The sequence below is a fragment of the Lachnoclostridium sp. An138 genome, from assembly GCF_002160765.1.
GTDB classification, from domain to species: domain Bacteria; phylum Bacillota; class Clostridia; order Lachnospirales; family Lachnospiraceae; genus Laedolimicola; species Laedolimicola faecalis.
Genome location: NZ_NFLF01000019.1, coordinates 18,268 through 38,906, shown reverse-complemented (window position 1 = coordinate 38,906; position 20,639 = coordinate 18,268). Strand labels below are relative to the sequence as shown.

21 protein-coding genes are annotated in these 20,639 nt (G+C 55.0%); all 21 read right to left on the bottom strand.

The features are described 5' to 3' along the window. Window positions 1-95: 95 nt before the first annotated feature. The 21 genes from B5E82_RS14075 to ymfI all read right to left on the bottom strand — a co-directional run bounded on the left by B5E82_RS14075 (window position 96) and on the right by ymfI (window position 20,632). Window positions 96-1,382, bottom strand: coding sequence for an ABC transporter permease (locus B5E82_RS14075; protein WP_087308184.1), 1,287 nt, complete (start codon window positions 1,380-1,382; stop codon window positions 96-98). Next, on the bottom strand, window positions 1,376-2,104 hold the full coding sequence (locus B5E82_RS14070; protein WP_087308183.1) for an ABC transporter ATP-binding protein: 729 nt from the start codon (window positions 2,102-2,104) through the stop codon (window positions 1,376-1,378). The genes B5E82_RS14075 and B5E82_RS14070 overlap by 7 nt, the downstream gene beginning before the upstream one ends. Then, on the bottom strand, window positions 2,016-3,953 hold the full coding sequence (locus B5E82_RS14065) for an efflux RND transporter periplasmic adaptor subunit (protein ID WP_087308182.1): 1,938 nt from the start codon (window positions 3,951-3,953) through the stop codon (window positions 2,016-2,018). Before B5E82_RS14065 ends, B5E82_RS14070 begins: the two co-directional genes overlap by 89 nt. A gap of 178 nt (window positions 3,954-4,131) precedes the next feature. After that, window positions 4,132-5,277 (bottom strand): agmatine deiminase, encoded by a 1,146-nt coding sequence (aguA, locus tag B5E82_RS14060; RefSeq protein ID WP_087308209.1) that lies wholly within the window; start codon window positions 5,275-5,277, stop codon window positions 4,132-4,134. 84 nt (window positions 5,278-5,361) lie between these two features. Then, window positions 5,362-6,225: an N-carbamoylputrescine amidase gene (aguB, locus tag B5E82_RS14055; RefSeq protein ID WP_087308181.1), complete on the bottom strand. Its 864-nt coding sequence runs from the start codon at window positions 6,223-6,225 to the stop codon at window positions 5,362-5,364. A gap of 76 nt (window positions 6,226-6,301) precedes the next feature. Then, entirely contained in the window at window positions 6,302-7,465 is a 1,164-nt protein-coding gene (locus tag B5E82_RS14050; protein WP_087308180.1) for an iron-containing alcohol dehydrogenase, read from the bottom strand. 50 nt (window positions 7,466-7,515) lie between these two features. Beyond that, complete coding sequence (locus tag B5E82_RS14045; protein ID WP_330398381.1) at window positions 7,516-8,652, bottom strand: NAD(P)/FAD-dependent oxidoreductase; 1,137 nt, start codon at window positions 8,650-8,652, stop codon at window positions 7,516-7,518. Beyond that, on the bottom strand, window positions 8,636-8,974 hold the full coding sequence (locus B5E82_RS14040; RefSeq protein ID WP_087308179.1) for a (2Fe-2S)-binding protein: 339 nt from the start codon (window positions 8,972-8,974) through the stop codon (window positions 8,636-8,638). The genes B5E82_RS14045 and B5E82_RS14040 overlap by 17 nt, the downstream gene beginning before the upstream one ends. Beyond that, window positions 8,971-10,566 (bottom strand): FAD-dependent oxidoreductase, encoded by a 1,596-nt coding sequence (locus tag B5E82_RS14035; protein ID WP_087308178.1) that lies wholly within the window; start codon window positions 10,564-10,566, stop codon window positions 8,971-8,973. Before B5E82_RS14035 ends, B5E82_RS14040 begins: the two co-directional genes overlap by 4 nt. Continuing rightward, a complete protein-coding gene (locus B5E82_RS14030) occupies window positions 10,563-10,916 on the bottom strand; it encodes a (2Fe-2S)-binding protein (protein WP_087308177.1) in 354 nt (117 codons plus the stop codon). Before B5E82_RS14030 ends, B5E82_RS14035 begins: the two co-directional genes overlap by 4 nt. A gap of 42 nt (window positions 10,917-10,958) precedes the next feature. After that, window positions 10,959-12,095 (bottom strand): tyramine oxidase subunit B, encoded by a 1,137-nt coding sequence (locus B5E82_RS14025; protein ID WP_087308176.1) that lies wholly within the window; start codon window positions 12,093-12,095, stop codon window positions 10,959-10,961. A 35-nt stretch (window positions 12,096-12,130) separates the two neighbouring features. Next, window positions 12,131-13,279: a tyramine oxidase subunit B gene (locus B5E82_RS14020; RefSeq protein ID WP_087308175.1), complete on the bottom strand. Its 1,149-nt coding sequence runs from the start codon at window positions 13,277-13,279 to the stop codon at window positions 12,131-12,133. Between the two features lie 35 nt (window positions 13,280-13,314). Then, window positions 13,315-14,376: an ABC transporter substrate-binding protein gene (locus tag B5E82_RS14015; RefSeq protein ID WP_087308174.1), complete on the bottom strand. Its 1,062-nt coding sequence runs from the start codon at window positions 14,374-14,376 to the stop codon at window positions 13,315-13,317. Then, the gene (locus B5E82_RS14010; RefSeq protein ID WP_087308173.1) at window positions 14,373-15,203 is read right to left on the bottom strand and encodes an ABC transporter permease; all 831 of its coding nucleotides are present in this window, start codon (window positions 15,201-15,203) and stop codon (window positions 14,373-14,375) included. Before B5E82_RS14010 ends, B5E82_RS14015 begins: the two co-directional genes overlap by 4 nt. A 19-nt stretch (window positions 15,204-15,222) precedes the next feature. After that, a complete protein-coding gene (locus B5E82_RS14005) occupies window positions 15,223-16,107 on the bottom strand; it encodes an ABC transporter permease (protein ID WP_330398380.1) in 885 nt (294 codons plus the stop codon). A gap of 15 nt (window positions 16,108-16,122) precedes the next feature. Further along, window positions 16,123-17,229, bottom strand: a complete 1,107-nt coding sequence (locus B5E82_RS14000; RefSeq protein WP_087165535.1) for an ABC transporter ATP-binding protein — start codon at window positions 17,227-17,229, stop codon at window positions 16,123-16,125. Window positions 17,230-17,288: 59 nt separating this feature from the next. Further along, the gene (locus tag B5E82_RS13995) at window positions 17,289-17,642 is read right to left on the bottom strand and encodes a P-II family nitrogen regulator (protein ID WP_087308172.1); all 354 of its coding nucleotides are present in this window, start codon (window positions 17,640-17,642) and stop codon (window positions 17,289-17,291) included. 220 nt (window positions 17,643-17,862) lie between these two features. Further along, window positions 17,863-18,609 carry a helix-turn-helix transcriptional regulator gene (locus B5E82_RS13990; protein WP_087165533.1) on the bottom strand — a complete coding sequence of 249 codons (747 nt, stop codon included), beginning with the start codon at window positions 18,607-18,609 and terminating at the stop codon, window positions 17,863-17,865. Between the two features lie 190 nt (window positions 18,610-18,799). Then, on the bottom strand, window positions 18,800-19,480 hold the full coding sequence (locus B5E82_RS13985) for an LrgB family protein (RefSeq protein ID WP_087308171.1): 681 nt from the start codon (window positions 19,478-19,480) through the stop codon (window positions 18,800-18,802). Then, on the bottom strand, window positions 19,477-19,845 hold the full coding sequence (locus B5E82_RS13980; protein ID WP_087308170.1) for a CidA/LrgA family protein: 369 nt from the start codon (window positions 19,843-19,845) through the stop codon (window positions 19,477-19,479). The genes B5E82_RS13985 and B5E82_RS13980 overlap by 4 nt, the downstream gene beginning before the upstream one ends. A 52-nt stretch (window positions 19,846-19,897) precedes the next feature. After that, window positions 19,898-20,632, bottom strand: a complete 735-nt coding sequence (ymfI, locus tag B5E82_RS13975) for an elongation factor P 5-aminopentanone reductase (protein ID WP_087165528.1) — start codon at window positions 20,630-20,632, stop codon at window positions 19,898-19,900. Window positions 20,633-20,639 lie beyond the last annotated feature (7 nt).

The window sequence follows — 20,639 nt, the reverse complement described above, 5'->3', positions numbered from 1 at the left end:
GCTCCTTTTCGTTTTTTTCTATTTTTTTATTATAGCGGAAAGGAGTTCCACATACAAGCGGAACTCCTCTATTTTTCTTATAGCATACGCCATCTTTACTCATACCTCAGCGCTTCAATGGGATTCATTTTCGCCGCCTTGTTGGCCGGATAATACCCGAAAAATACGCCGATCAGGATTGAGAAGGTCACAGAAAAGATAATGCCTCCCACCGAGGGGCTGGCTACATAACCCAGCAGGTTCGTAGCTGCCGCCGCCAGAATCAGTCCCAGGATGATTCCGATAAACCCTCCGGTCAGGCAGATTACAATAGACTCCATGATAAACTGCAGGCGGATAGAACCGTTGGTAGCTCCCAGAGCCTTCCGCGTTCCAATCTCACGGGTCCGCTCGGTAATGGATACCAGCATGATATTCATGACGCCGATTCCTCCCACCAGAAGAGAGATTCCCGCGATCACTGAGATTGCGATGGATATGGTGGACAGCATATCTGTCATGGAAGATACCATGCTTTCCATACTGCTGGCTGTCACCTCAAAGCTGTCGTTGGACCGGTAATAATTGTTATTGAACCAGGTCTCCAGCTCGTCGCACAGCGCCGTGGAATCCACGCCGGCAGCCGTCACAATCGTAAGCTGGGAATAACCTGTACTGGAATGATTCTGCTCCCTGGCCGCCTCCAGAGGAAGATACACGGTCGTAGTCACATCTTCTTCCGATTCTGTGGAAAAACCGGAATCGTCATATTCATAAACGCCGACGACCGCATAGGTATAATAGCGGTTGCTGACATAGATATTGATTTCACTGCCAATCGCCGCGTTATAATCACCGCCAAACAGATTATCCGCCACCCTGTCGGACACCAGCACTACCTTTTTCGCGTTTTCCTGATCCCGGTCTGTCAGCGTTCTTCCTGCCAGCAGCGTCAGCTCCTCGTACTCCAGATAATCAGAATTTACGCCGGTAATGCTTACATTCGCCGTGAGATCGCCGTCCTCTGCCGTTCCGCTTCCGGCAGACTCGCTCAGCAGAATGCTGGCAGTGGAATCCGAGAACTCTTCCTTCATGGCATCCAGCATTTCGTCTGTAATGTAATCCTCATCCGACATCTCACTGCCTCTGGATACGCCTGCGAATACGCGCCCGTCGGAGGTCACCGTATCTTCTGTGCTCTTCTGGGAAACTCCCAGCGTAATGTTGTTGACGCCCATGTCCTCCATGGAACTGGTCACAGAAGTGCTGATGGAATTGCCGACGCTCATAATCGCAATGACGGACGCGATGCCGATGATGATTCCCAGCATGGTCAGAAGAGCCCGCATCTTATTCGCCAGAAGGCCGCTTAAAGCCAGAAGAATATTTTCACCAATCAGCATACGGCGCTGCCCTTCCTTTCTCCGATGATTTCTCCATCCTTCAGCGTGACGATACGCTGTGTCTCCTCCGCCAGCTCGTTGGAATGGGTAATCAGGACTATCGTCTTGCCCTCCTCCTGATTGAGCCTGTGAAAGATATCCATGATCCTCCGTCCTGTTTTGGAATCCAGCGCTCCTGTGGGCTCATCTGCCAGGATAATAGACGGATTGTTGGTCATGGCGCGGGCGATGGAGACTCTCTGCTTCTGTCCTCCGGAGAGCTCGTCGGGCTTGTGGGTCATACGGTCCTGCATGCCTACCATTTCCAGATAATGCTTTGCCCGCTCCTGCCGCTCCTTCTTTCCCACTCCCGCGTACATCATCGGAAGTTCCACGTTCCGCAGGGCGCTGGTCCGGCTGATCAGGTTGTAGGTCTGAAACACGAAGCCGATTTTCTGATTGCGGATGCCGGAGAGCTCCCTGTCTTTTGCTTTCGCCACATCCACACCATCCAGAATGTATTCTCCTTCCGTGGGTCGGTCCAGGACGCCGATGATATTCATCAGCGTCGTTTTTCCGGAGCCGGAGGCGCCTACAATCGATACAAATTCTCCTTCTTTTACGCTTAAGTCTATGCCATGGAGGATTTCCAGTTCATTGGGCTGCCCGATGTAAAAGCGTTTGATGATGCCTTTCAGTTCGATGATATTTCTGCCTGAGCTGCTTTGAACCGCCGGCTTCAAAGAGTCCCGTTCCTTCTTCCTCTGTTCCGCCTTCTGTACCCGCGCCCGTTCCGCTCTGTACAAGAGGCGTGCTCAGATAAACCATCATTCCTTCCGAAATTTCATCGCTGCTGACTTCGATGTAATAATCCGTCTCGATGCCGGTCTCCACCACGACTTCCTTCCGTTCTCCATTGTTATCCACATAGATGACGCTCTCTCCCGCTTCATTGGTCTGCACGCAGTCATAGGGCACTGCCAGCGTATCCCTGCTTTCCTCCAGCGCTATGCTGACAGAAGCCGTCATGCCGGAGCGCAGCTTTTCCTGAGGCTCGTTTATGGTGATCTGGATCTCGTAAGAGGCTGTGCCGCTGGCAGAACCCATCGTCTGCCCGCTTGTTCCCACCGGAGACACATAGGTGACTTCACCTTCCAGCTCTTCATCTCCCAGGGAATCTGTCACAATGTAAGCTGTCTGCCCTTCCTCAATATCCACCACATCATATTCGTCTACCGTAGCTTCCACAATAAAGTTGTGGACGTCCTGAATCTCATAAATGGTGCCGCCGGTAAAGACGCCGCCTTCCTCCACATTCAGCGCTGTAATGGTGCCAGTCATGGACGCGTATACCGTACAGTCTTCCAGCTGCTCCTCATAGCTCTCTATCTGATTCAGCCCGTCATCTTCTGTGATAAGCTGCTCTTCCAGCTGAGCCCGCTCATAAGTCTCCTGGGCCTGCTCTACCGTCGTATCATACTGCTCCTGCACGCTCTCTTTCTGAGACTGCGCCTGTTCATAAGCGCTGTAAGCGGATAAAGAATTCGCCTGGGCCTGCTCATAGGCCGTCTGGGCGTCGCTTATGGCTTTCTCCGCTGTCTCATAGGCAGATTTCGCGGAATCATAAGCCTCCTTCTCATCCGAGCAGCTTTCCGGAATCGTGGTAAGGGAATTCAGATAGCCTTCCAGATCAATGATCTGACTTCCTTCTGAGGAAGCTGAATTTCCTGACTCTCCCTGTTCTTCAGAGCCAGTAGAGCTGTCTGCCCCTGTATCTGAGGATTCTGCGGCCATAGCCTCTTCCAGAGCGTCCGTCAACGCGGCCGCCGCGTTATCATACGCGCTTTTCAATGCTTCCGTGTCGTACTGGCTCTGTACCTCGTTCAGCGCGCTCAGGGCGGCTTCCTCCGCTTCTACCGCGTCTTCATAAGCGTTTCTGTAGGCATCTCTCGTATCTCTGGCATCCTGCAGAGACTCCTCCGCTTCTTCCACGGTTTCCGTATACTGTGTCTCATAATTATCGAGCGCATCTATCTGCTGGTTGACCGCGTAATTATTCTGCGCGTCTGCAAGGGCGCTCTCGATATCCGAGGAATCAAAGGTGCAGATGATATCGCCTTCCTGTACCTCGTCTCCCACCTCTACATAAACTGCCGTCACTTCAATATTTTCCAGTGTCGTAGTTCCTGACTTTCCTTCTGCCGTGGCAAGCGTGCCCGTCACACCGATGGAATTTGTCAAATCCATCCTCTCGACAGTGGCTGTCTCCACTGTCATGGTCTGCTGCATCTGAGGCCTGCGGCTCTTGCTCTGCCAGACAGCCAGCGCCACGATGGCAGCTGTCAGAATCAGGACAATCAGCACGGTCAGAATTTTGTGTTTTTTCGCAAAACGCCCGATGCGTCTTCCCGCACCCTTTATCCCTCTTCCTACAGCTTTCAGAAACCGGAGAACGGGATTTTCTTTTTTGGACGTACCGTTGTCTGAAAACGGTTCCTCCGAACTCTCTTCTTCCTGCAGCGTTTCTTTCTGAAACAGTTCTTTCAGTTCCTCACCTTCCTGGTTCTTTTTTCTGGATTCCCACAGCTTCACAAACAGCTCCTCATCATTTCCTTATTTTTACAGATTTTAGCCTGTTCCATGCCGGGCTGCGGCTTGGACCAGGCTTTGTCCTTCCATTTATTGTTAAAATTAATTATAAAAAAATATTGTGTTCGTTTTTTGTTGAAGCTGTGATTTTTCTGTGTCCGGATTATGAGGTTTCTGTGTTTTATATACTATTTTCCGGACTGGCTGCAGCTTCCTCGGCTGTTCCGTCTGCGCGCCTGGGCTGTTGCTGGGTGATGCAGTGGATATTGCCGCCTCCATAGACGATTTCCCGGGTATCCACGCCCACAACTTTCCGCTCCGGGAAGATGGCCTGAAGCTGGGAGAGTGCCAGCGCGTCATTTTCATCTCCATACTGGGGTACGATCACCCCTCCGTTTACCAGAAGGAAATTGGCGTAGGAGGCGATGCAGAGTTCTCCGGTCTTCCGGGGTTTTGCGGTTCCGGATACCTGGAGCTGAAAATTCTCTCCGATGCGTACCGGCCGCTTCGGACAGCAGAGCTTATGCACCTTCAGCCTGCGTCCCCTGGCGTCTGTCATGGTTTCCAGAGCCCGGTACGCCTTATGCGCCGCTTCATAAAAGGGATGATAAGGATTCTCCGTCCAGATGCAGACCACCTCGCCGGGCCGCGCGAAGCAGGCCACGTCATCCACATGGCCGTTCGTCTCCTCCGGATCAATCCCGTCCGGCAGCCAGAGCACTTTTTCCAGATTCAGATATTCCTTCAGCTTCTCTTCGATCTCCGTTTTCGTCAGGGACGGATTTCGTCCGGGGCTTAAAAGGCACATCTCCGTCGTCAGCGCCGTTCCCTCCCCGTCCACATGAAAGGAGCCGCCCTCCAGCACAAAGCCTTCCGTCCGGTAGGAGTCTGCCCCTGCCAGTTCACAGATCTTCTCTGCCGTCCGGTCGTCCTTATCCCAGGGGAAATAGAGACCGTCCACCAGGCCTCCCCAGGCATTGAAGGTCCAGTCGCAGGCCCTGAGGCCGCCTTTTCCGTCAACTAAAAAAGACGGGCCGACATCTCTGGCCCATGCGTCGTCTGAGGAAAGCTCCAGCACTGTGACCTCCGGCGGGCACATGGCCCGGCAGTTCTCATACTGCCCGTCCGAAGCCAGCATGGTGACCGGTTCAAAGCGGGAAATGGCCTCTGCCACCTCCGCAAAGGCTCTCTGGGCAGGCAGGGCTCCGTTTCTCCAGACGTCCCCTCTCTCCGGCCAGATCATCCAGATTCGTTCCTGAGCCTCGTATTCTCCCGGCATCCGGTAGCCATCCTTTTTCGGTGTGGAATTCCAGATTCTTTTTGCCATTTTTTCTCCCTCTCTTTCTCTGACGCAGACGTCCCGGAACACAGTTCCTGTGCCCGGGACGCCCCTGTCATCTGGATTTTTTGCTCAGCCTTCTCCGTGGGTCATGAGAATTCCGTACATTTCCGGCCTTCTGTCCCGGAATACGCCCCATTCTCTGCGCCGCAGGGCAGTCTGGTCCAGGTCAAAGGCATGAACGAGCACCGTCTCCGTGGTTCTGTCCGCCTCTTCCACAATCCCGCCAGTCTCATCTGTAATAAAAGAAGAGCCGTAAAAATTCATAGAGCTTTCCCCTTCTGTCTCCGTGCCGATCCGGTTGGACGCAAGCACGGGAACCAGATTGGCTGCCGCCTGTCCCTGCATGCAGCGCTGCCAGTGAGCCTTTGAGTCAATTCCCAGTGTTGGCTCCGAGCCGATGGCCGTGGGATAGCAGAGCAGTTCCGCTCCCAGAAGAGCCATGCTCCGGGCCGCCTCCGGAAACCACTGGTCCCAGCAGATTCCCACGCCTATCTTTCCGTATCTGGTATTCCAGACACGAAAGCCCGTATCTCCGGGCGTAAAATAAAATTTCTCCGCATAGGGCAGGCCGTCCGGTATATGGGTCTTTCGGTAAACGCCCAGGACGCTTCCGTCGGCGTCCAGGACAGCCACACTGTTGAACGCTGTATTTCCGTACTGTTCAAAAAAGCTGACCGGAATCACAGTCTCCGTCTCCTTCGCGAGGACGGAAAGCCGCTTCACGGCCGGGTTCTCGGAGAGCGGCCGGGCCAGATCCATATATGCAAAGTTCTGCGTCTGACAGAAATACTGCGTCTCAAACAGTTCCTGCAGAAGAATGATCTGAGCCCCCTGCTCCGCCGCCTGCCGGACCAGGCCTTCCGCTTTCTGCAGATTCTCTTCCCGGTCCCGGGAACAGCCCATCTGGGTCACTGCCGCCGTCACCTTTCTCATACTGTTTCCTCCTGGTCTTTGTCCCTGTCCGGGCATTCCGGGAACCGCTCGGATACTCCGGGAGCTGCACGGCTTTTCAGCCCAGGCAGCTCTCAAAAATTTTTACAATATCCTCCGCGCCAAGATGATAATAAGAACGTGTGGCGATCCCGCTGACCTCCACAGCCTTCTCTGCCATCTCCCGAAAATGCTCCCGGCCGATTCCCACTTCAGACAGGGTGGACGGAAGGCCGATCTTACGGAAAAAGCTCTCCGTGCAGCGGATTCCCTCTTCCGCCGCCTGGTAATCGTCCTCAGCCTCCACATCCCAGACCTGTCTCGCATAGAGCGCGAAACGGCCTGCGGTCCGGTCACAGAGCACGTACCGCATCCAGGCGGGCGTCAGAATCGCCAGTCCTGCTCCGTGAGTGATATCATAAAAGGCGCTGAGCTGATGCTCCATGGGATGACAGGACCAGGCCCCGCCCTTCCCTGCTGTCAGAATATGGTTAAGCCCCAGAGTGCTGGCCCACATCAGGTTCGCCCTGGCCTCGTAATTCTCCGGCTCCTCCAGCGCCACAGGACAGTAGCGGATGCAGGTCTTTAAGACCTCTTCGCTGAGCCGGTCCGTCAGCCAGGCTGTATCGCAGGGCTGGAAATACTGTTCCAGCACATGGGACATGATATCGGCAGTTCCGGCTGCCGTCTGCGCAGGCGGAAGGGTGTAAAGATATGTGGGATCGCAGATAGAAATCTTTGGATAGAGCACATCGGCTCCCATCTCCAGCTTCTCATTCGTCTCCTCATTGCTGATGACGGCGCCATTATTCATCTCAGAGCCTGTGGCACAGATCGTCAGTACCACGGCCAGCGGCAGCGCCTTCGTGATTTTGGTCCGGTCCAGCACCAGATCCCAGGGATCGCCCTCATAGAATGCCCCGCAGGCAATGTTTTTGGAGGCGTCGATGCAGCTGCCTCCGCCCACCGCCAGTATGACATCGATCTGCTCTTTTTTGCAGATCTCCACGCCCTTCCGCACAGAAGTAATCTTCGGATTCGGCTCGATGCCCGGAAGCTCAAAGATCTCAAACTCCTTCAGAAGCTCCTGCAGCCTGTCATAGAGGCCGGACCTTTTGACGCTTCCTCCTCCGTACACCATCAGAATTCTTTTTCCGTATTTCCCAAGCTCCTCCGGCAGGCAGTCTGCCTGCCCCTTTCCAAAGCGGATATCCGTGGGAGCATAAAATCTGAAATTATTCATGAAAACCGCTCCTTTTTCTCTCATTTTCGCGGCCGGAGCCCTGTATTCTTCTATATCTTCGCGTGAAACCGGTCGTACCGCAGAGGACTTAAATCCACATCTGTGCTGCCGGTCCGAATCAGCTTCGCCAGCTGATCTCCCACCGCCGGCGAGATGCCAAAGCCATGGCCGGTAAAAGCGCAGGCTGCGTAAAGGCCGGGAATCTCATCCACGGCGCCCAGCACCGGCACCCCGTCCGCGCTCCGGTCGCTCCAGCCCGCCCAGGTCCGGACGATCTTGGCGTCCGCCAGTTCAGGAAAATATTTCATAATGCCACGGCAGATGCAGGGGGCCGTCCTGCTGCTGGTGACCGGCGTCCCGTTGTCCTTATAAAAGGGCTCCAGCCCGGAGGAACCGCCGAACACAAAGGAACCGTGCTTCGTCTGGTGGCCGTAAAAGTCCGCGTCCGCCGTGCCAAGCATCTGATCGAACATGGGGGCTTCTGCCTCAGTCACAAGGGCCTCCAGAAGAGAACCGTCCATAGGCACGTCGATGCCCACCGTTCCGAGAATCTCCCGGCTGTGAAGGCCGGCAGCCACCAGCACCTGTTCTCCCTCATATACGTTATTCGGCGTGATCACCTTTCTGATTTTTCCTTTTACTGTCCGAAGCTCCGTCACAGGCTCCCCGGTGATAAACCGCGCGCCCAGCCTGCGGGCCATCTTGTAGAAGCCAAGTGTCGTAGTCAGAGGATTTGCGTGGCCGTCCGTGGGACACCAGCTTGCCACGGTTACTTCATGGGAAAGATGGGGATTGATGCGGCGCACCTCGTCGCCGTCAATCATGCGCACATCCAGGCCGCAGGCTCTGGCCCGGTCCGCAAGGCCCTCCAGTATCTCTCTGTGCTTTTCCGTCTTCCCGAGACGCAGGTTTCCGTCCTGATGGTATTCGCAGTCCGTCTCCAGCTCTTCCGACAGATGGGGCCAGAGAGTCCGGATACCGTACATGGCCAGAGGAAGCTCCCTTGGGTCCCGGCCCGACTGGCGCACGCCGCCGCCGTTCCGGCTGGACCCGCCGTTTCCGATGTGGTCACTGCCCTCCAGCACAATCACGGAGGTCCCTTCCTTTGCCAGATAATAGGCTGTGGCGCAGCCGATGACTCCGCCGCCTATAATGATCACTTCCGCGCAGTTACTCATCCGCTCCATCCCCCTTTCCTTCCTTTGCAAATACCCGCATTTCGATGGGACGCACAGGTGCCCGGGACGTGGCAGGCTCCAGCTCTGCCGGGGATATCCCCAGCTCCCGGGCCACGATTCCCTTCACCAGCTTCGCGCAGGTCTGGCCCTGGCAGAGCCCCATACCAGTCCGCAGATACCGGCGGATCTCTGTCAGCGTAAACATTCCGTCATGGACCGCCTGGCGAATCTCTCCTTTGGTAATCTCCTCGCAACGGCAGATGATCCGGTCATCATCCGGCTGGGGAACCATGGGCCCCAAATCTTTTGATCTGTCATTTACCTGGTTCATGCACCCACCCCGCTTTCCGCAGCCCGGAAGAACCGGGCCTTCATGGCATATTCCTTCGGAATCCGCATGGTCAGAAGCCGAGTCTGGTCAAAGGCTCTGGCAGTCTTGACCTCCAGCACCTCCGCCTCGCAGACCGGCTCTCCGTTTCTTCCCAGAGCCGTGCCCTTTGCGCCCTTTTCCGGCGCCGGAAGGAATTCCCAGGGCAGCGTCACTGTGGCGGAAGTCTCGTCATAATCCTCGTTCAGCAGAAAAATCGCCTGCCCGGAGCAGGAGGCCACGCACATCCCGCAGCCGATACAGGGATGCTCCCCGTCCACCACCGGAAGAGAAGTAATCTTTTTCCCCACCTGAATGCAGCCCTTCGCGCAGGCGTCCTGGCAGGGATTGCAGGGAATGTTCTGAGAACACTCAATCACCGGATGAATCCCTTTGCGGCGCGTCACACCGGGATACTTTTCCACCTCTTCATCCAGGAGATATCCCTTCCGCAGAAGATTCATGGAGATATCCACGCCCTCCTCTGTCTTTTCCAGAAGCTTTCCCCTGTTCTCCGGGGCAAACATTCCCTGGCGGAGCTGAGACAGGGAAGCCCGGTACGCGCTGCTGGCCTCTTCCAGCTCTTCCTTTGTTATAAAACCAAGACGGCAGGCCGCTGCCGCCCCGGCGATCCGGCCTTCGATCATGGCCGAGCTGGCCTCCTCAATGCCGGACACATCTCCGGCTGCGAAGATTCCCGGCACACTGGTCTCCCCATAGGAATCGCAGACAGGCACCTGGCCGCCCTTTTTCGGATTGTCCTCCATCCGGCAGCCCGCCATCTTCAGAAGCTGGGACATAGGGGAAAGGCCCACTGCCAGACAGATGGTATCCACATCAAAATGCTTCTCGGTTCCGGGAATGAACTGGAATTTCTCATCTACCTGCGCAATCGTCACTCCGGTCACATGATCCTCTCCCTCTGCCTTCACAATCGTATGAGACAGATAGAAGGGCACGCCCGTCCGGGCCACCTTGGCCGCGTGGACGCCGTAGCCGCCGATGCGGGGCGCCGCGTCCACAAGAGCAGCCACCTCACAGCCGCACTGGAGAAGCTGAAAGCTGACCACCAGGCCCACGTTTCCGCTGCCAAGCATCAGAATCCGTTTTCCGGGGCGGACGCCGTGAAGATTCATCATGGTCTGGGCTGCGCCTGCGCCGATGACGCCCGGCAGGGTCCAGCCCTCAAAGGTCACCATGTTTTCTGAAGCGCCGGTGGCCGCGATGATGGTGTCCGCCTTATAGTGGCGGATCTCATCTCCCAGACGGACCACTGCCTCTTTATCCAGGTAAAGGCCGATCACCACCGCGTTCAGCACGACTTCCACGCCTGCCGCGTCGGCTTCCGCAAGAAGCTGGCGGCCGATGGTAAAGCCCCGGAGCTTTGCCTTATGCTCCCTGGAGCCGAAGAATTTATGAATCTGCTTGAACAGCTGGCCGCCCGGCTTCCCATTTTCATCAAATACCGCCACATGAAGCCCCCTCTTTGCCGCCTCGATTGCCGCGGAGAGACCGGAGGGTCCTGCCCCGATTACAATCAAATCATACCGTTTCATAAATCTCCCTTCCTTTCCGCCGCTTCCTGCTCCGCGAAAGGCTCTGCGCCCACGCCGTACTGGGTCTGCACCTTCATCCCCTCCCGGAGAGGCGTGATGCAGGTGCGGATATTTGGTTTTCCGTCCACAATCATGACGCAGTCCGTACAGCGCCCGATGGCGCAGAAGATTCCTCTGGGCTTATGCTCCTTTTTTGTATACCGATGGACCATGACTCCCGCCGCCTTCAGGGCGGCAGCCACAGGCTCGCCCTCGTATCCGGTAAGCTCCTGCCCATTGTAGGTAAAGACCACCGGCCTTCCTTTCTCCGGTTCTCCCAGAATCGGATGCTGATCTATTCTTGCTTTCATTTCCGCTCTCTCCTCCCGGTTCCATATTCCGGCCCTGCCTTTTCAGCACATATCAGGCCGGTCCCAGAGCTTCAGCTTTGTGCCGAGCCCAAGCCTCACCGCATTGTCATAGCAGACCTTGCCCCAGGCCACATCCTCTACAGGCATGCCGCCCACGGACATGACCAGGATCTGCTCCGGGCTTTCTCTTCCCGGACGACGGCCATAGATAATATCACCCAGATCATATATCTCCTTTTTGTCCAGCTTTCCGTCGTGGGCCATGTCGGTAAATTTGGAACCGATGATATTGTTTGCTCCAAAGGAAGGGTAGGGGAATTCTTCCTCCCATGCCTCATAGAGCCGCATATTATCCACCACAAGCCTGCACTTCCGGGCCAGGAATTCATCCTCCATATCAAAGGCGCTTAAGCCCAGAATCAGCGCGCCCGGCTTCAGCCATTCTCCCTTCACAAAGGGATAGGTGGAAGGATCTGTGCCCCCTGTGTTGGTAAAGGCAATCACATCCGCGTCCTTTACCAGTTCCTCCACCGTATCCACAGCTTCGATTTCTGCGAACTGGGGATACGTCTCTCTCACATGAGCGGTAAACCGGTCCAGAGAAGCCCTGCCCCGTCCCTTCACCTTCAGTCTGCGAAGGTTCGGGCAGGCAGCTGTCAGGGCCGCAAGCGCCGTCCTTCCCATGACCCCGGGGCCGCAGATGGCGCAGACCTCTGAATCCGGATTCGCCAGATATTTTGCCCCTACCCCGGGAATGGCTCCGGTCCGCATGGCGCTTAACAGGTTCGCGCTCATCAGGCACAGAGGCGCTCCCGTATCCTTGTCATTGAGCATCACCATCAAAATGGAGCGTGGCAGACCCAGAGCTTTGTTGGCCATATTGGAGCCGTACCATTTCATTCCCATCAGATCAAAGGGTCCGCCCAGGTAGGCCGGCATCGCCATAAATCTCCGGTCGTCTCCCTCATCCTTCGGCATGTTCGGAAAAGGCGAGGTCTTCGGGAAGGAAACCTGACAGCCATGAGAGTTGTGGTTTTCCCCTCCCATACAGTAGTCTCCCGCATTCAGGCATTTGACAACCTCCTCCATGGCCTCGATACAGCCCTTCATGTCTTTTACACCGGCCCGTATCATATCTTCTTCATTTAAGTACAAAAATTCAATTCCGGGATATTCCATAAGGTTCTCCTCCTGTCCGTTCTGTCCTGTTTTTCTTATTTCATATAGGGCTCCTCCCACAGGTTCAGAACCGTTCCGAGCCCTTTTCTCCGGGCTTCCTGCCAGCACTCCCAGCCCCAGGAGAGATCCTCCAGCGGCATGCCTCCGATGCTGCACATAACCACTTCGTCGTCGGAGGTCCGGCCTTTTGCCTTTCCGTTTACCAGATCCGAAAGGCTTAGGACCTGGCTTCTCTCTGCCTGGCCGGTATTCACCAGATGGACGAAATGCATGCCCATGATGCACCATTCCCGCTTCTTTCCAAACTCATCCACCGGACCTCTGGCGATAAAATTACTCATATACTTTTCATACATGCCGTAGTTATCCACCACCATCCGCGTGCCGAGAAGCTTTTCATACTCCTTCACGAAGAAGCTGCCCATGGAAAATACCGCAGCCCCCTTGTCGAACCAGTCCGGCTTGAATTCCTCCATCTCTGCCTTGGTCACGGATACCGCCTCGCTGACCACATCCGCTTCCCTGCAGGCCTCCTCCAGGGTGGAGCAGAGGATAATCTTCCTAATCTGCGGATACTCCGCCTCAATGTATTCCTTCATGGCTCTGGCCGATCTGGATTCCGGCGTGCTGCCCTTGATCTTCACCGTGTCAATGCCGGGAAGGGCCTCCATATAGCAGCGGAACGCGCATTTGTTGATGACGCCCGGGCCAATCAGAGAGAGTACCCGGGAATCCTTTTTCGCCAGATACTCCGCAGCCAGGGCGGGCATGGCGCCGGTCCGCATGGCGCTTAAGAGATTGGCCGACATAACCGCCAGCGGCGCCCCGGTATCCACATCGGAAAGTGTTACCATAAGGATGGAGCGGGGCAGCCCCTTCTGCAGATTGTGGCTGTTGGAACCATAATATTTCTGCCCGGCCACATGATATTTCCCGCCCAGGTAGGCCGGCATGGCCATGAAACGCCGGTCCGGTCCGTCATCCAGCGGAAAGCCGGGAATATCGGATTTCGCCGGGAAATTCACCTGCAGGCCGTGCTCGTCGGCCCTCGGCCCACCCAGCAGGAAATCCTTTTTTCCAAAGAGAGACATGGTCTCCCGCATGGCTTCGATGCAGCGGGCGGCGTCCAGCACGCCCGCTTCTATCATATCCTTCTCACTCAGATACAGAAAATCAATACTCATTTATACCGCCTCGATTGCTGTAAAATATTCTGCCGTCACTCTTTCAGCCTCGTCCACATCTCGTCATAGATGGCCAGCGTGTCCGTGTCCAGATTCTGCACATACTCGCCTGCCGCGATAACATCTGCGGGGGGATTCTTCGCTTCATTTCCGGAATACTCTTCACCCATGGCTTCCACTGCCGCCGTATTCGGATTCAGGTACGGGAACTCCTCCGATACCATCTGAGACACCTCGGAATCCAGCATGAAGTTGATAAATTCCATGGCTTCGTCATAATGCTCTGTTCCTTTCATGACCGCCCAGTTATCCATAAAGAGGTAGGCTCCCTCCTCAGGATATACGATCTCAATATCCGGATTCTCCTCCATGGCCAGAGCCGCCTCCGCGCTCCACACATAGCCCACGGCGCAGTCCCCGGAAATCAGCGCGGACTTGGGACTGTCAGAATCATACAGACGGATATTATCCTTCAGCGTCAGCAGCTTCTCCTCGATCTGGGAGAGAATCTCCGGGTCTGTCTCATTCATGCTGTAACCCATGCTGCGGGCCGTCATGCCGATCACTGCCCGGTAATCGTCCAGGACTACCAGGGAATCTGCCAGCGCGGAATCAAAGAGATCCGCATAGGAGGTGATATCGATATCCACCATGGAAGTGTTGACCGCGATAGCTGCCACGCCGCCCTGGTAAGGCACGGAATAGACGTTGCCGGGATCATAGGAGGGGTCCAGATAGGCCTCCCCGATATTGGACAGGTTCGTAAGCGCGTCCTGATCCAGCTCCTCCAGCATATCCTGGTCGATCATCTGCTCAATCATATAATCGCTGGGAAGCACCACATCATAAGCCCCCTCGGACTCGGATTTTACCTTGGCCAGCATATCTTCATTGGAGGAATAGGTGGACACATTGACTGTGATCCCGGTCTCCTCCTCAAATTTCTCAATCACGGAATCCGGCACATATTCGGTCCAGACAAAAATATTCAGTTCCCCTGCCGTTCCGGCCGCGCTTCCGGAAGAGCTTCCGCAACCTGTCAGAAGACCAGCCGCCAGCGTCAGTGTCAGCGCAGAACAAATCCATCTCTTTTTCATAATACTTCCTCCTTTTTCCTCTTTTTCACTTTCCTTTTTACTTTTAAAAGATCACTCTGAGTCAGAACCACCAGTACAATCGTACCCAGCAGAATCAGAGTGGAAAGCGCATTCACATCCGGCGCCACGCCGCTCTTGATGCTCTCCATGACCTTGAGTGGAAAGGTCTTCGTCTGGCCATTTACAAAATAGCTGATAATCACATCATCGATGGAGAGCGTAAAGGCCAGAAGCGCTCCTCCCGCGATTCCCGGCGCCAGCACCGGAAGGGTAATCTCAAAAAAGGTCCGTACCCGGTTCGCGCCCAGGTCAAGGCTTGCTTCCTCGATGGAGCTGTCATAGCCCGCAAGCCTGGCTCTTACATTAAAGATTACATATGGAACGCAGAAGGTCACATGAGCCAGAATTAGCGTCAGCATGCCTCTGGGAATATCCACAAGGGCAAAGATCGTCAGAAGGGAGATTCCAAGTACGATCTCCGGAATCACCACCGGTATGTACAGAAGGCCGTCCAGAAGATTTTTTCCCTTAAACTTATACCGGTACATGCCTACCGCTCCCAGGGTCCCGATGACCGTCGCCAGCAGAGTGCTGACAAGGGCAATCACCATGGTATTCCCGAAGGATTCCAGCAGCGCGGAATTATCAAACAATTCCACATACCAGTCCAGCGTAAACCCCTTCCAGCTCAGATAAGGCTTTGAGGTGGTGGCGTTCGTGGAATTTACCACAATGACGCTGATGGGAAGAAATAAAAACAGATAAACCAGAGCGCAGAACAGGGCTTCCAGCCGTTTTCTGGCCCGTTCTCTCTTTTTTCTTTTCATTCAGACTCCTCCTTCCCCGTCAGACGCCAAGGCTCTCCATGCTGCCGCCCATCCTCTGGTACAGCTTCACAAGGATCAGCGTAATCACAATCAGCACGATGGACAGGGCCGCGCCCAGAGGCCAGTTGTTTCCGCTCTGGAACTGCCGTTCAATCAGGTTTCCGATCACATCCGAATTGCCGCCGCCCAGGATATCCGAGATGAAAAAGTATCCGAGGCAGGGAATAAATATCATAATGCTTCCGGAAAAAATGCCTCCGGAGGTCAGCGGCAGGACTACCTCCAGAAAAGTCTTTGCCCGCTTTGCTCCCAGATCCGCCGAAGCCTCCAGAAGGCTCTGATCCAGCTTTTCGATGGACGTGTACAGCGGCAGAATCATAAACGGAAGCAGGCAGTAGACCATGCCCAGAATCGTCGTTCCCCGGTTATACAGGAAATCCAGCGGCCCGTCTGTCAGATGCAGGAACTGCAGCGCCGTATTCAGCCAGCCGTTCGTTCCCAGAAAGGTTCTCCACCCATAGACGCGGATCAGCGAGTTGGTCCAGAAGGGAACGATCACCAGCATATACAGAATCTTTTTGTATTTGCTTTTCGTCCGGGCAATCAGCCAGGAAAAGGGATATCCTATCAGGATACAGATGACCGTGGTCACAAAAGCTATCAGAAGGGACTGCCCGTAGATTTTCAGATAATCCAGGCTGACCAGGCGGGCGTAATTCTCAGTGGTAAAGCGGAAAACCACATTATAATACTCGTCAATGGAACAGAAACTCATGACTCCCACATAAATCAGCGGGGCAGCCACAAGAAGAAGCAGCAGAAGCGTCATCGGGCCTGTCATCACCACTGCCGGCAGCGTATTGCTCCGAAAACTGTGCCGGGAATGTTTCTTCGTCTTTTCCAAATTTACGCCACCTCCCTATATCAAAGGCATACTGTCTATCATTTTCAGCACCTGATTCTCCGGATTGTGGAGCAGCACCGCGTCCTTTTCCTCCCACCAGGGATGAATGATGCTTCCGGGTTCCGGCAGTTCCTCTCCTGCCAGGCGGTCCATCTTGATCTCCATGCCGTTCTGCAGAACCGCGATGCATTTCACCACAGAGCCCGCGTAGACGTAATCCTTCACCTGTGCCTCCAGCTGGAAGCCCTTGACCGGAGCTGCAGAAAATTTCATCTTCTCCGGCCGCACGGAAACTGTGATGTACTCGTTTCTGGAAAAACCATATCCGCAGCCCCGGATCACGCCGTTTTCAATTCGGACTGCCACCCTGCCCATGGCAAGCTCCTTGATATTGCCCTCGAAAATGTTCGTCTCTCCGATAAAGGTCGCCACAAATTTCGTCCGGGGCTGCTCGTAAATTTCCTCCGGAGTCCCAAGCTGATCCAGAATCCCGTCGTGCATGACCGCGATCCGGTCACTCATAGTCAGCGCCTCCTCCTGGTCGTGGGTCACATAGATGAAGGTAATGTTCAGCTTCCTCTGGAGCCGCTTCAGCTCCAGCTGCATCTGCTTGCGCAGCTTCAGATCCAGGGCTCCCAGAGGCTCATCCAGAAGCAGCACGCGGGGCCGGTTTATAAGGGCCCGGGCGATGGCCACTCTCTGCTTCTGCCCGCCGGAAAGCTGGGACGGATACCGCTCCTCAAATCCTGTGAGCTGTACCAGAGCCATGATTTCTTTCACCCTCCGGGCGATCTCCGTCTTCGGCACCTTCTTCATTTTCAGTCCGTAGGCGACGTTATCGTAAATGGTTTTGTGGGGAAACAGGGCATAGCTCTGAAATACCGTATTGACGTTTCTTTCAAAAGGCTCCTTTTCCTCCACCGCCTGGCCCTCCACCAGGATGCTGCCCGAAGTCGGCTCCTCGAAACCCGCGATCATCCGCAGCGTCGTGGTCTTGCCGCAGCCTGATGAACCCAGCAGGGTCAGAAACTCTCCTTCTTCCACGGAAAGGTTCAAATTCTTTACCACATGATTTTTTCCGAAATATTTGTTTACACCTTCCAGCTGTACAATGCCGCTCATATATCCACCTCTTCCGACTGCTCTTTTTCTGAAGCGGGCAGGCCCGCGTCCGCCGTCCGCTACAGAGCTTTGAATCCCCGCTCTCCTGTACGGATACGGACGACCTCCTCAATGTTTCTCACAAAGATTTTTCCGTCTCCCGCATGGTCTGTGGCGCATTTTTCCCGGACGGCCGAGATAATCGGCTCCACATCCCGGTCGTTGACCACCACCTCAATGCGGATCTTGGGCAGCAGATTGATGGTCGTCTGAAAGCCCTTCAGCTCTCTGGTTCCCTGTTCCTCCACCATGCCTTTCTGAGTTCCGCAGCCCATGACCGTGGACAGAGTCATGCCTCCGCAGTTCACCTCGTCCAGAATGTGCTTAATGTCCTCCAGCTTTTCAGGTCTTACGATAATGATAATTTCTTTCATAAACGCTCCTCCGTTCACCGTCTGTCCATATACGGCAAAGGGAGCTGTCTTTTGAGACAGCTCCCTTGCTTTCAGGCCTTGCTATAAGATTTTCGTTTTTCTGCTAATTGATATCTGAGAATATACTCCTTTCCGTACCACGTTTCAAGTGCTCTTTCAGACCATCTTTCCGGGTATTTCGTACCATTTCTGGCCCTTTTGTGTTATATTCCGCCTACTTTTATTCCATCTCCCGCACCATTTTGAAAAGCTGTACCCTGCTTCTGGTTCCCATTTTATGGTGAATGCTGGAGATATGTTTCTTCAGGGTGTTCGGACTGATGGAGGCCTCCTCGCAGATCCCAGCGCTGTCTTTTCCTTCCAGAAGAAGCTTCAGAATCGCGGTCTCCCTCCGGGTCAGCTCATAGCGCTCCGCCGCCTGGGATACCGAAAGCTTTCCACCCGCCTGTTCGTCCCGATTCCTGCTGCGGGACAGGCGCCAGGCCAGATGCTCCTTTAAAATGTCCAGCACAAAGATATCCTCATACTGGAAATCCTGCTTCCCGATGGTCCGGTACAGGCTCACCACGCCGAGAAATCTCTTGTTTCTCGCAAGCACCATCTGCAGAGCGAAATGCCAGTTGTTCGGCCTGTAGACCTTCTGGTAATATTCCGTCTGCACCCGGGCTTCATCGGAGATAATATCCGTCTCCCTGTAAATCAGCGTCTTGCCGCTGTACATGATTCCCCTGCTGTAATCCAGCTCGTCATAGGCGGCGCTTAAGCCCGGGTCACAGTTGATGGTCACCGGATCGCAAAGACCTTCGCCCTCCTGGCTGGCCAGATAAAAATCCGCGCTGTCAAAGTCAATCACCATTTTCAGCTGCTCCAGGAACTGCTGCCGCATGGTCTCAAAATCCTCCGTGGTATAAATCCTGTAGATCATGCTGTTCAGCAGCAGCCAGTCGTTCGTCTCAAAAGCTCTCATGGTCCCACCTCCGTATACCATTATCCTGCTCTGTGGCAGGGAACCCTGTCTCCGGGGAAAAAAGGAGGCTCCCCGCTCTCGCGGGAAGCCCCCTTCGGCCTGCGCGCCTGGAAGCGCGCGTCTTTTTTGCTTTATTATAGCGGCATCAAACCAGAAATGCAAGCGGCAAATCTGACAGGATCTGCGCCTCTCACAGCAGCACCATGGATACAATCACCGTGATAATGCCGCAGACGCCGATGGCAAGACCGCTCATGGCTCCCTCCGTCTCGCCCAGCTCCAGCGCCCGGGAGGTTCCCACCGCGTGGCTGCAGGCTCCGATGGCCAGGCCGGCTGTCACGGGATTGTCCACCCGGAACAGGCGGATCAGGAAAGGCGCCAGAATGCTTCCGAGAATTCCCGTGAAAATCACCGCGATCACAGTCACCGGCACAATACCGCCGTGGGACTGGCAGACCTCCATGGCAATGGGGGTAGTGATGGATTTCGGGATCAGGGAGGCTGTCATGGCCTCATCCAGGCCGAAAAGCTGACAGAGCAGCCAGACGCTTCCCATGGACGCCAGGGAACCTACCGTACAGCCCACCACAATGGGAATACAGTTTTTCTTCAGGATCTGTATCTTTGTATAGATCGACACTGCCAGGCAGGCCGTGGCAGGGGTCAGGAACATATTGATGACGGCTCCGCCCTCGTTGTAGCTCTCATAGGGAATATCAAAAGCCAGAAGCACCACCGATGTAAGCAGGATCGCAATCAGGAGCGGATTGCACAGAACCGATTTCAGCTGCTTCTGAATCTTTACGCCGATCCAGAAGGCCAGAATACTGAGCGCGATTCCAAAGAAAGGAGAAGAAAATATATCACTCATCTGTCTGCTCCTTTCCTCCGGCCAAGCAGCCAGATGGTAAGACGGATGCTGTAGGCAGTGGCCGCAAAGGTGATAACCGTGGTAATCACACAGATCAGCAGAAGCGGCAGCCAGTTCGCTTTCAGGATATCCAGATAGTTGATCACATTCACTCCGGCCGGAATGAAAAAGAAAGCCATATTCGCCAGAAGAAAATCCGACTTCTCCCGGATATGGTCAATCTTCAGCACGCCTGTCATCAGACAGAGCAGCAGAAGCAGCATGGCAATGACACTGGCCGGAAAAGCGATGGGTAAAAGCCCCTCAATCACCGTGGCGATCCAGCACAGGGAAAAGATAATCCCGAACTGTTTGATAATTTTCATAACTTACTCCCTCCTGCCGCCTCCCCGGGCGGCAATGTTTCTCATAAAGTACTTAAATCCACCCGCCGTCCAGCCGGATGATCTGTCCGGTCAGATAGGACGGACGCTCCGCAAGGGTATAAATCAGATCCGCCGCTTCCGAAGGAAGGGCAAACCGTCCGGCAGGGATCTCCTCTGCAATCTCCTGACGCTCCTCTGGAGAAAAGCAGGCGTTCATATCCGTATCCACCGCTCCGCAGGCCACCGCGTTCACCGCGATGCCGCTGGGAGCCAGTTCCTTGGCCAGCGCCCGGGTCAGGGCATTGACCGCTCCTTTGGAGGCGGAATAGGCCGCCTCGCAGGAAGCCCCCACACAGCCCCATACGGAAGACACATTGATGATGGAACCGGACTTTCTGCGGAGCATATAGGGAATGGCCGCTCTTGCGCAGAGGAAAGCAGAGGTTACATTGGTGCGCATAACCTCCTCCCATTCTTCCAGGGACATTTCCTCCAGAAGGCCCACCCGGGAGATTCCCGCGTTATTAACCAGCACGCCGGCGCCCCCGAAGCTCTCTTCTATCCTGCCGAAAAATTCCCGGACCGCTTCCTCCCGTCCCATGTCTCCCATATAGGTCAGGCAGGTGATCCCCCATTTGGCGTGAAGTCTCCGGGCCAGCTCCTCCAATGTTTCCCGGGAACGGACACAGGAAAGAGCCAGGTTCCAGCCGCCGGCCGCGAAGCGCTCTGCCGCCGCGGCTCCTATCCCCCGGGACGCTCCCGTGATCACCGCGCATTTCTGTTTCATTCTATGC

Bases quoted from the DNA above. Each gene is read 5' to 3' on its own strand.
- B5E82_RS14010 (WP_087308173.1), bottom strand. From the start codon at position 15,203: ATGAAAAGAAAAAAGAGAGAACGGGCCAGAAAACGGCTGGAAGCCCTG.
- B5E82_RS14025 (WP_087308176.1), bottom strand. From the start codon at position 12,095: ATGGAATATCCCGGAATTGAATTTTTGTACTTAAATGAAGAAGATATG.
- B5E82_RS14040 (WP_087308179.1), bottom strand. From the start codon at position 8,974: ATGAACCAGGTAAATGACAGATCAAAAGATTTGGGGCCCATGGTTCCC.
- B5E82_RS13980 (WP_087308170.1), bottom strand. From the start codon at position 19,845: ATGAAAATTATCAAACAGTTCGGGATTATCTTTTCCCTGTGCTGGATC.
- B5E82_RS14035 (WP_087308178.1), bottom strand. From the start codon at position 10,566: ATGAAACGGTATGATTTGATTGTAATCGGGGCAGGACCCTCCGGTCTC.
- B5E82_RS14030 (WP_087308177.1), bottom strand. From the start codon at position 10,916: ATGAAAGCAAGAATAGATCAGCATCCGATTCTGGGAGAACCGGAGAAA.
- aguB (WP_087308181.1), bottom strand. From the start codon at position 6,225: ATGAGAAAGGTGACGGCGGCAGTGACCCAGATGGGCTGTTCCCGGGAC.
- B5E82_RS14045 (WP_330398381.1), bottom strand. From the start codon at position 8,652: ATGGAGCGGATGAGTAACTGCGCGGAAGTGATCATTATAGGCGGCGGA.
- B5E82_RS14050 (WP_087308180.1), bottom strand. From the start codon at position 7,465: ATGAATAATTTCAGATTTTATGCTCCCACGGATATCCGCTTTGGAAAG.
- B5E82_RS13995 (WP_087308172.1), bottom strand. From the start codon at position 17,642: ATGAAAGAAATTATCATTATCGTAAGACCTGAAAAGCTGGAGGACATT.
- B5E82_RS14015 (WP_087308174.1), bottom strand. From the start codon at position 14,376: ATGAAAAAGAGATGGATTTGTTCTGCGCTGACACTGACGCTGGCGGCT.
- B5E82_RS14020 (WP_087308175.1), bottom strand. From the start codon at position 13,279: ATGAGTATTGATTTTCTGTATCTGAGTGAGAAGGATATGATAGAAGCG.
- B5E82_RS13985 (WP_087308171.1), bottom strand. From the start codon at position 19,480: ATGAGTGATATATTTTCTTCTCCTTTCTTTGGAATCGCGCTCAGTATT.
- aguA (WP_087308209.1), bottom strand. From the start codon at position 5,277: ATGGCAAAAAGAATCTGGAATTCCACACCGAAAAAGGATGGCTACCGG.
- B5E82_RS13990 (WP_087165533.1), bottom strand. From the start codon at position 18,609: ATGAGAGCTTTTGAGACGAACGACTGGCTGCTGCTGAACAGCATGATC.
- B5E82_RS14075 (WP_087308184.1), bottom strand. From the start codon at position 1,382: ATGCTGATTGGTGAAAATATTCTTCTGGCTTTAAGCGGCCTTCTGGCG.
- B5E82_RS14000 (WP_087165535.1), bottom strand. From the start codon at position 17,229: ATGAGCGGCATTGTACAGCTGGAAGGTGTAAACAAATATTTCGGAAAA.
- ymfI (WP_087165528.1), bottom strand. From the start codon at position 20,632: ATGAAACAGAAATGCGCGGTGATCACGGGAGCGTCCCGGGGGATAGGA.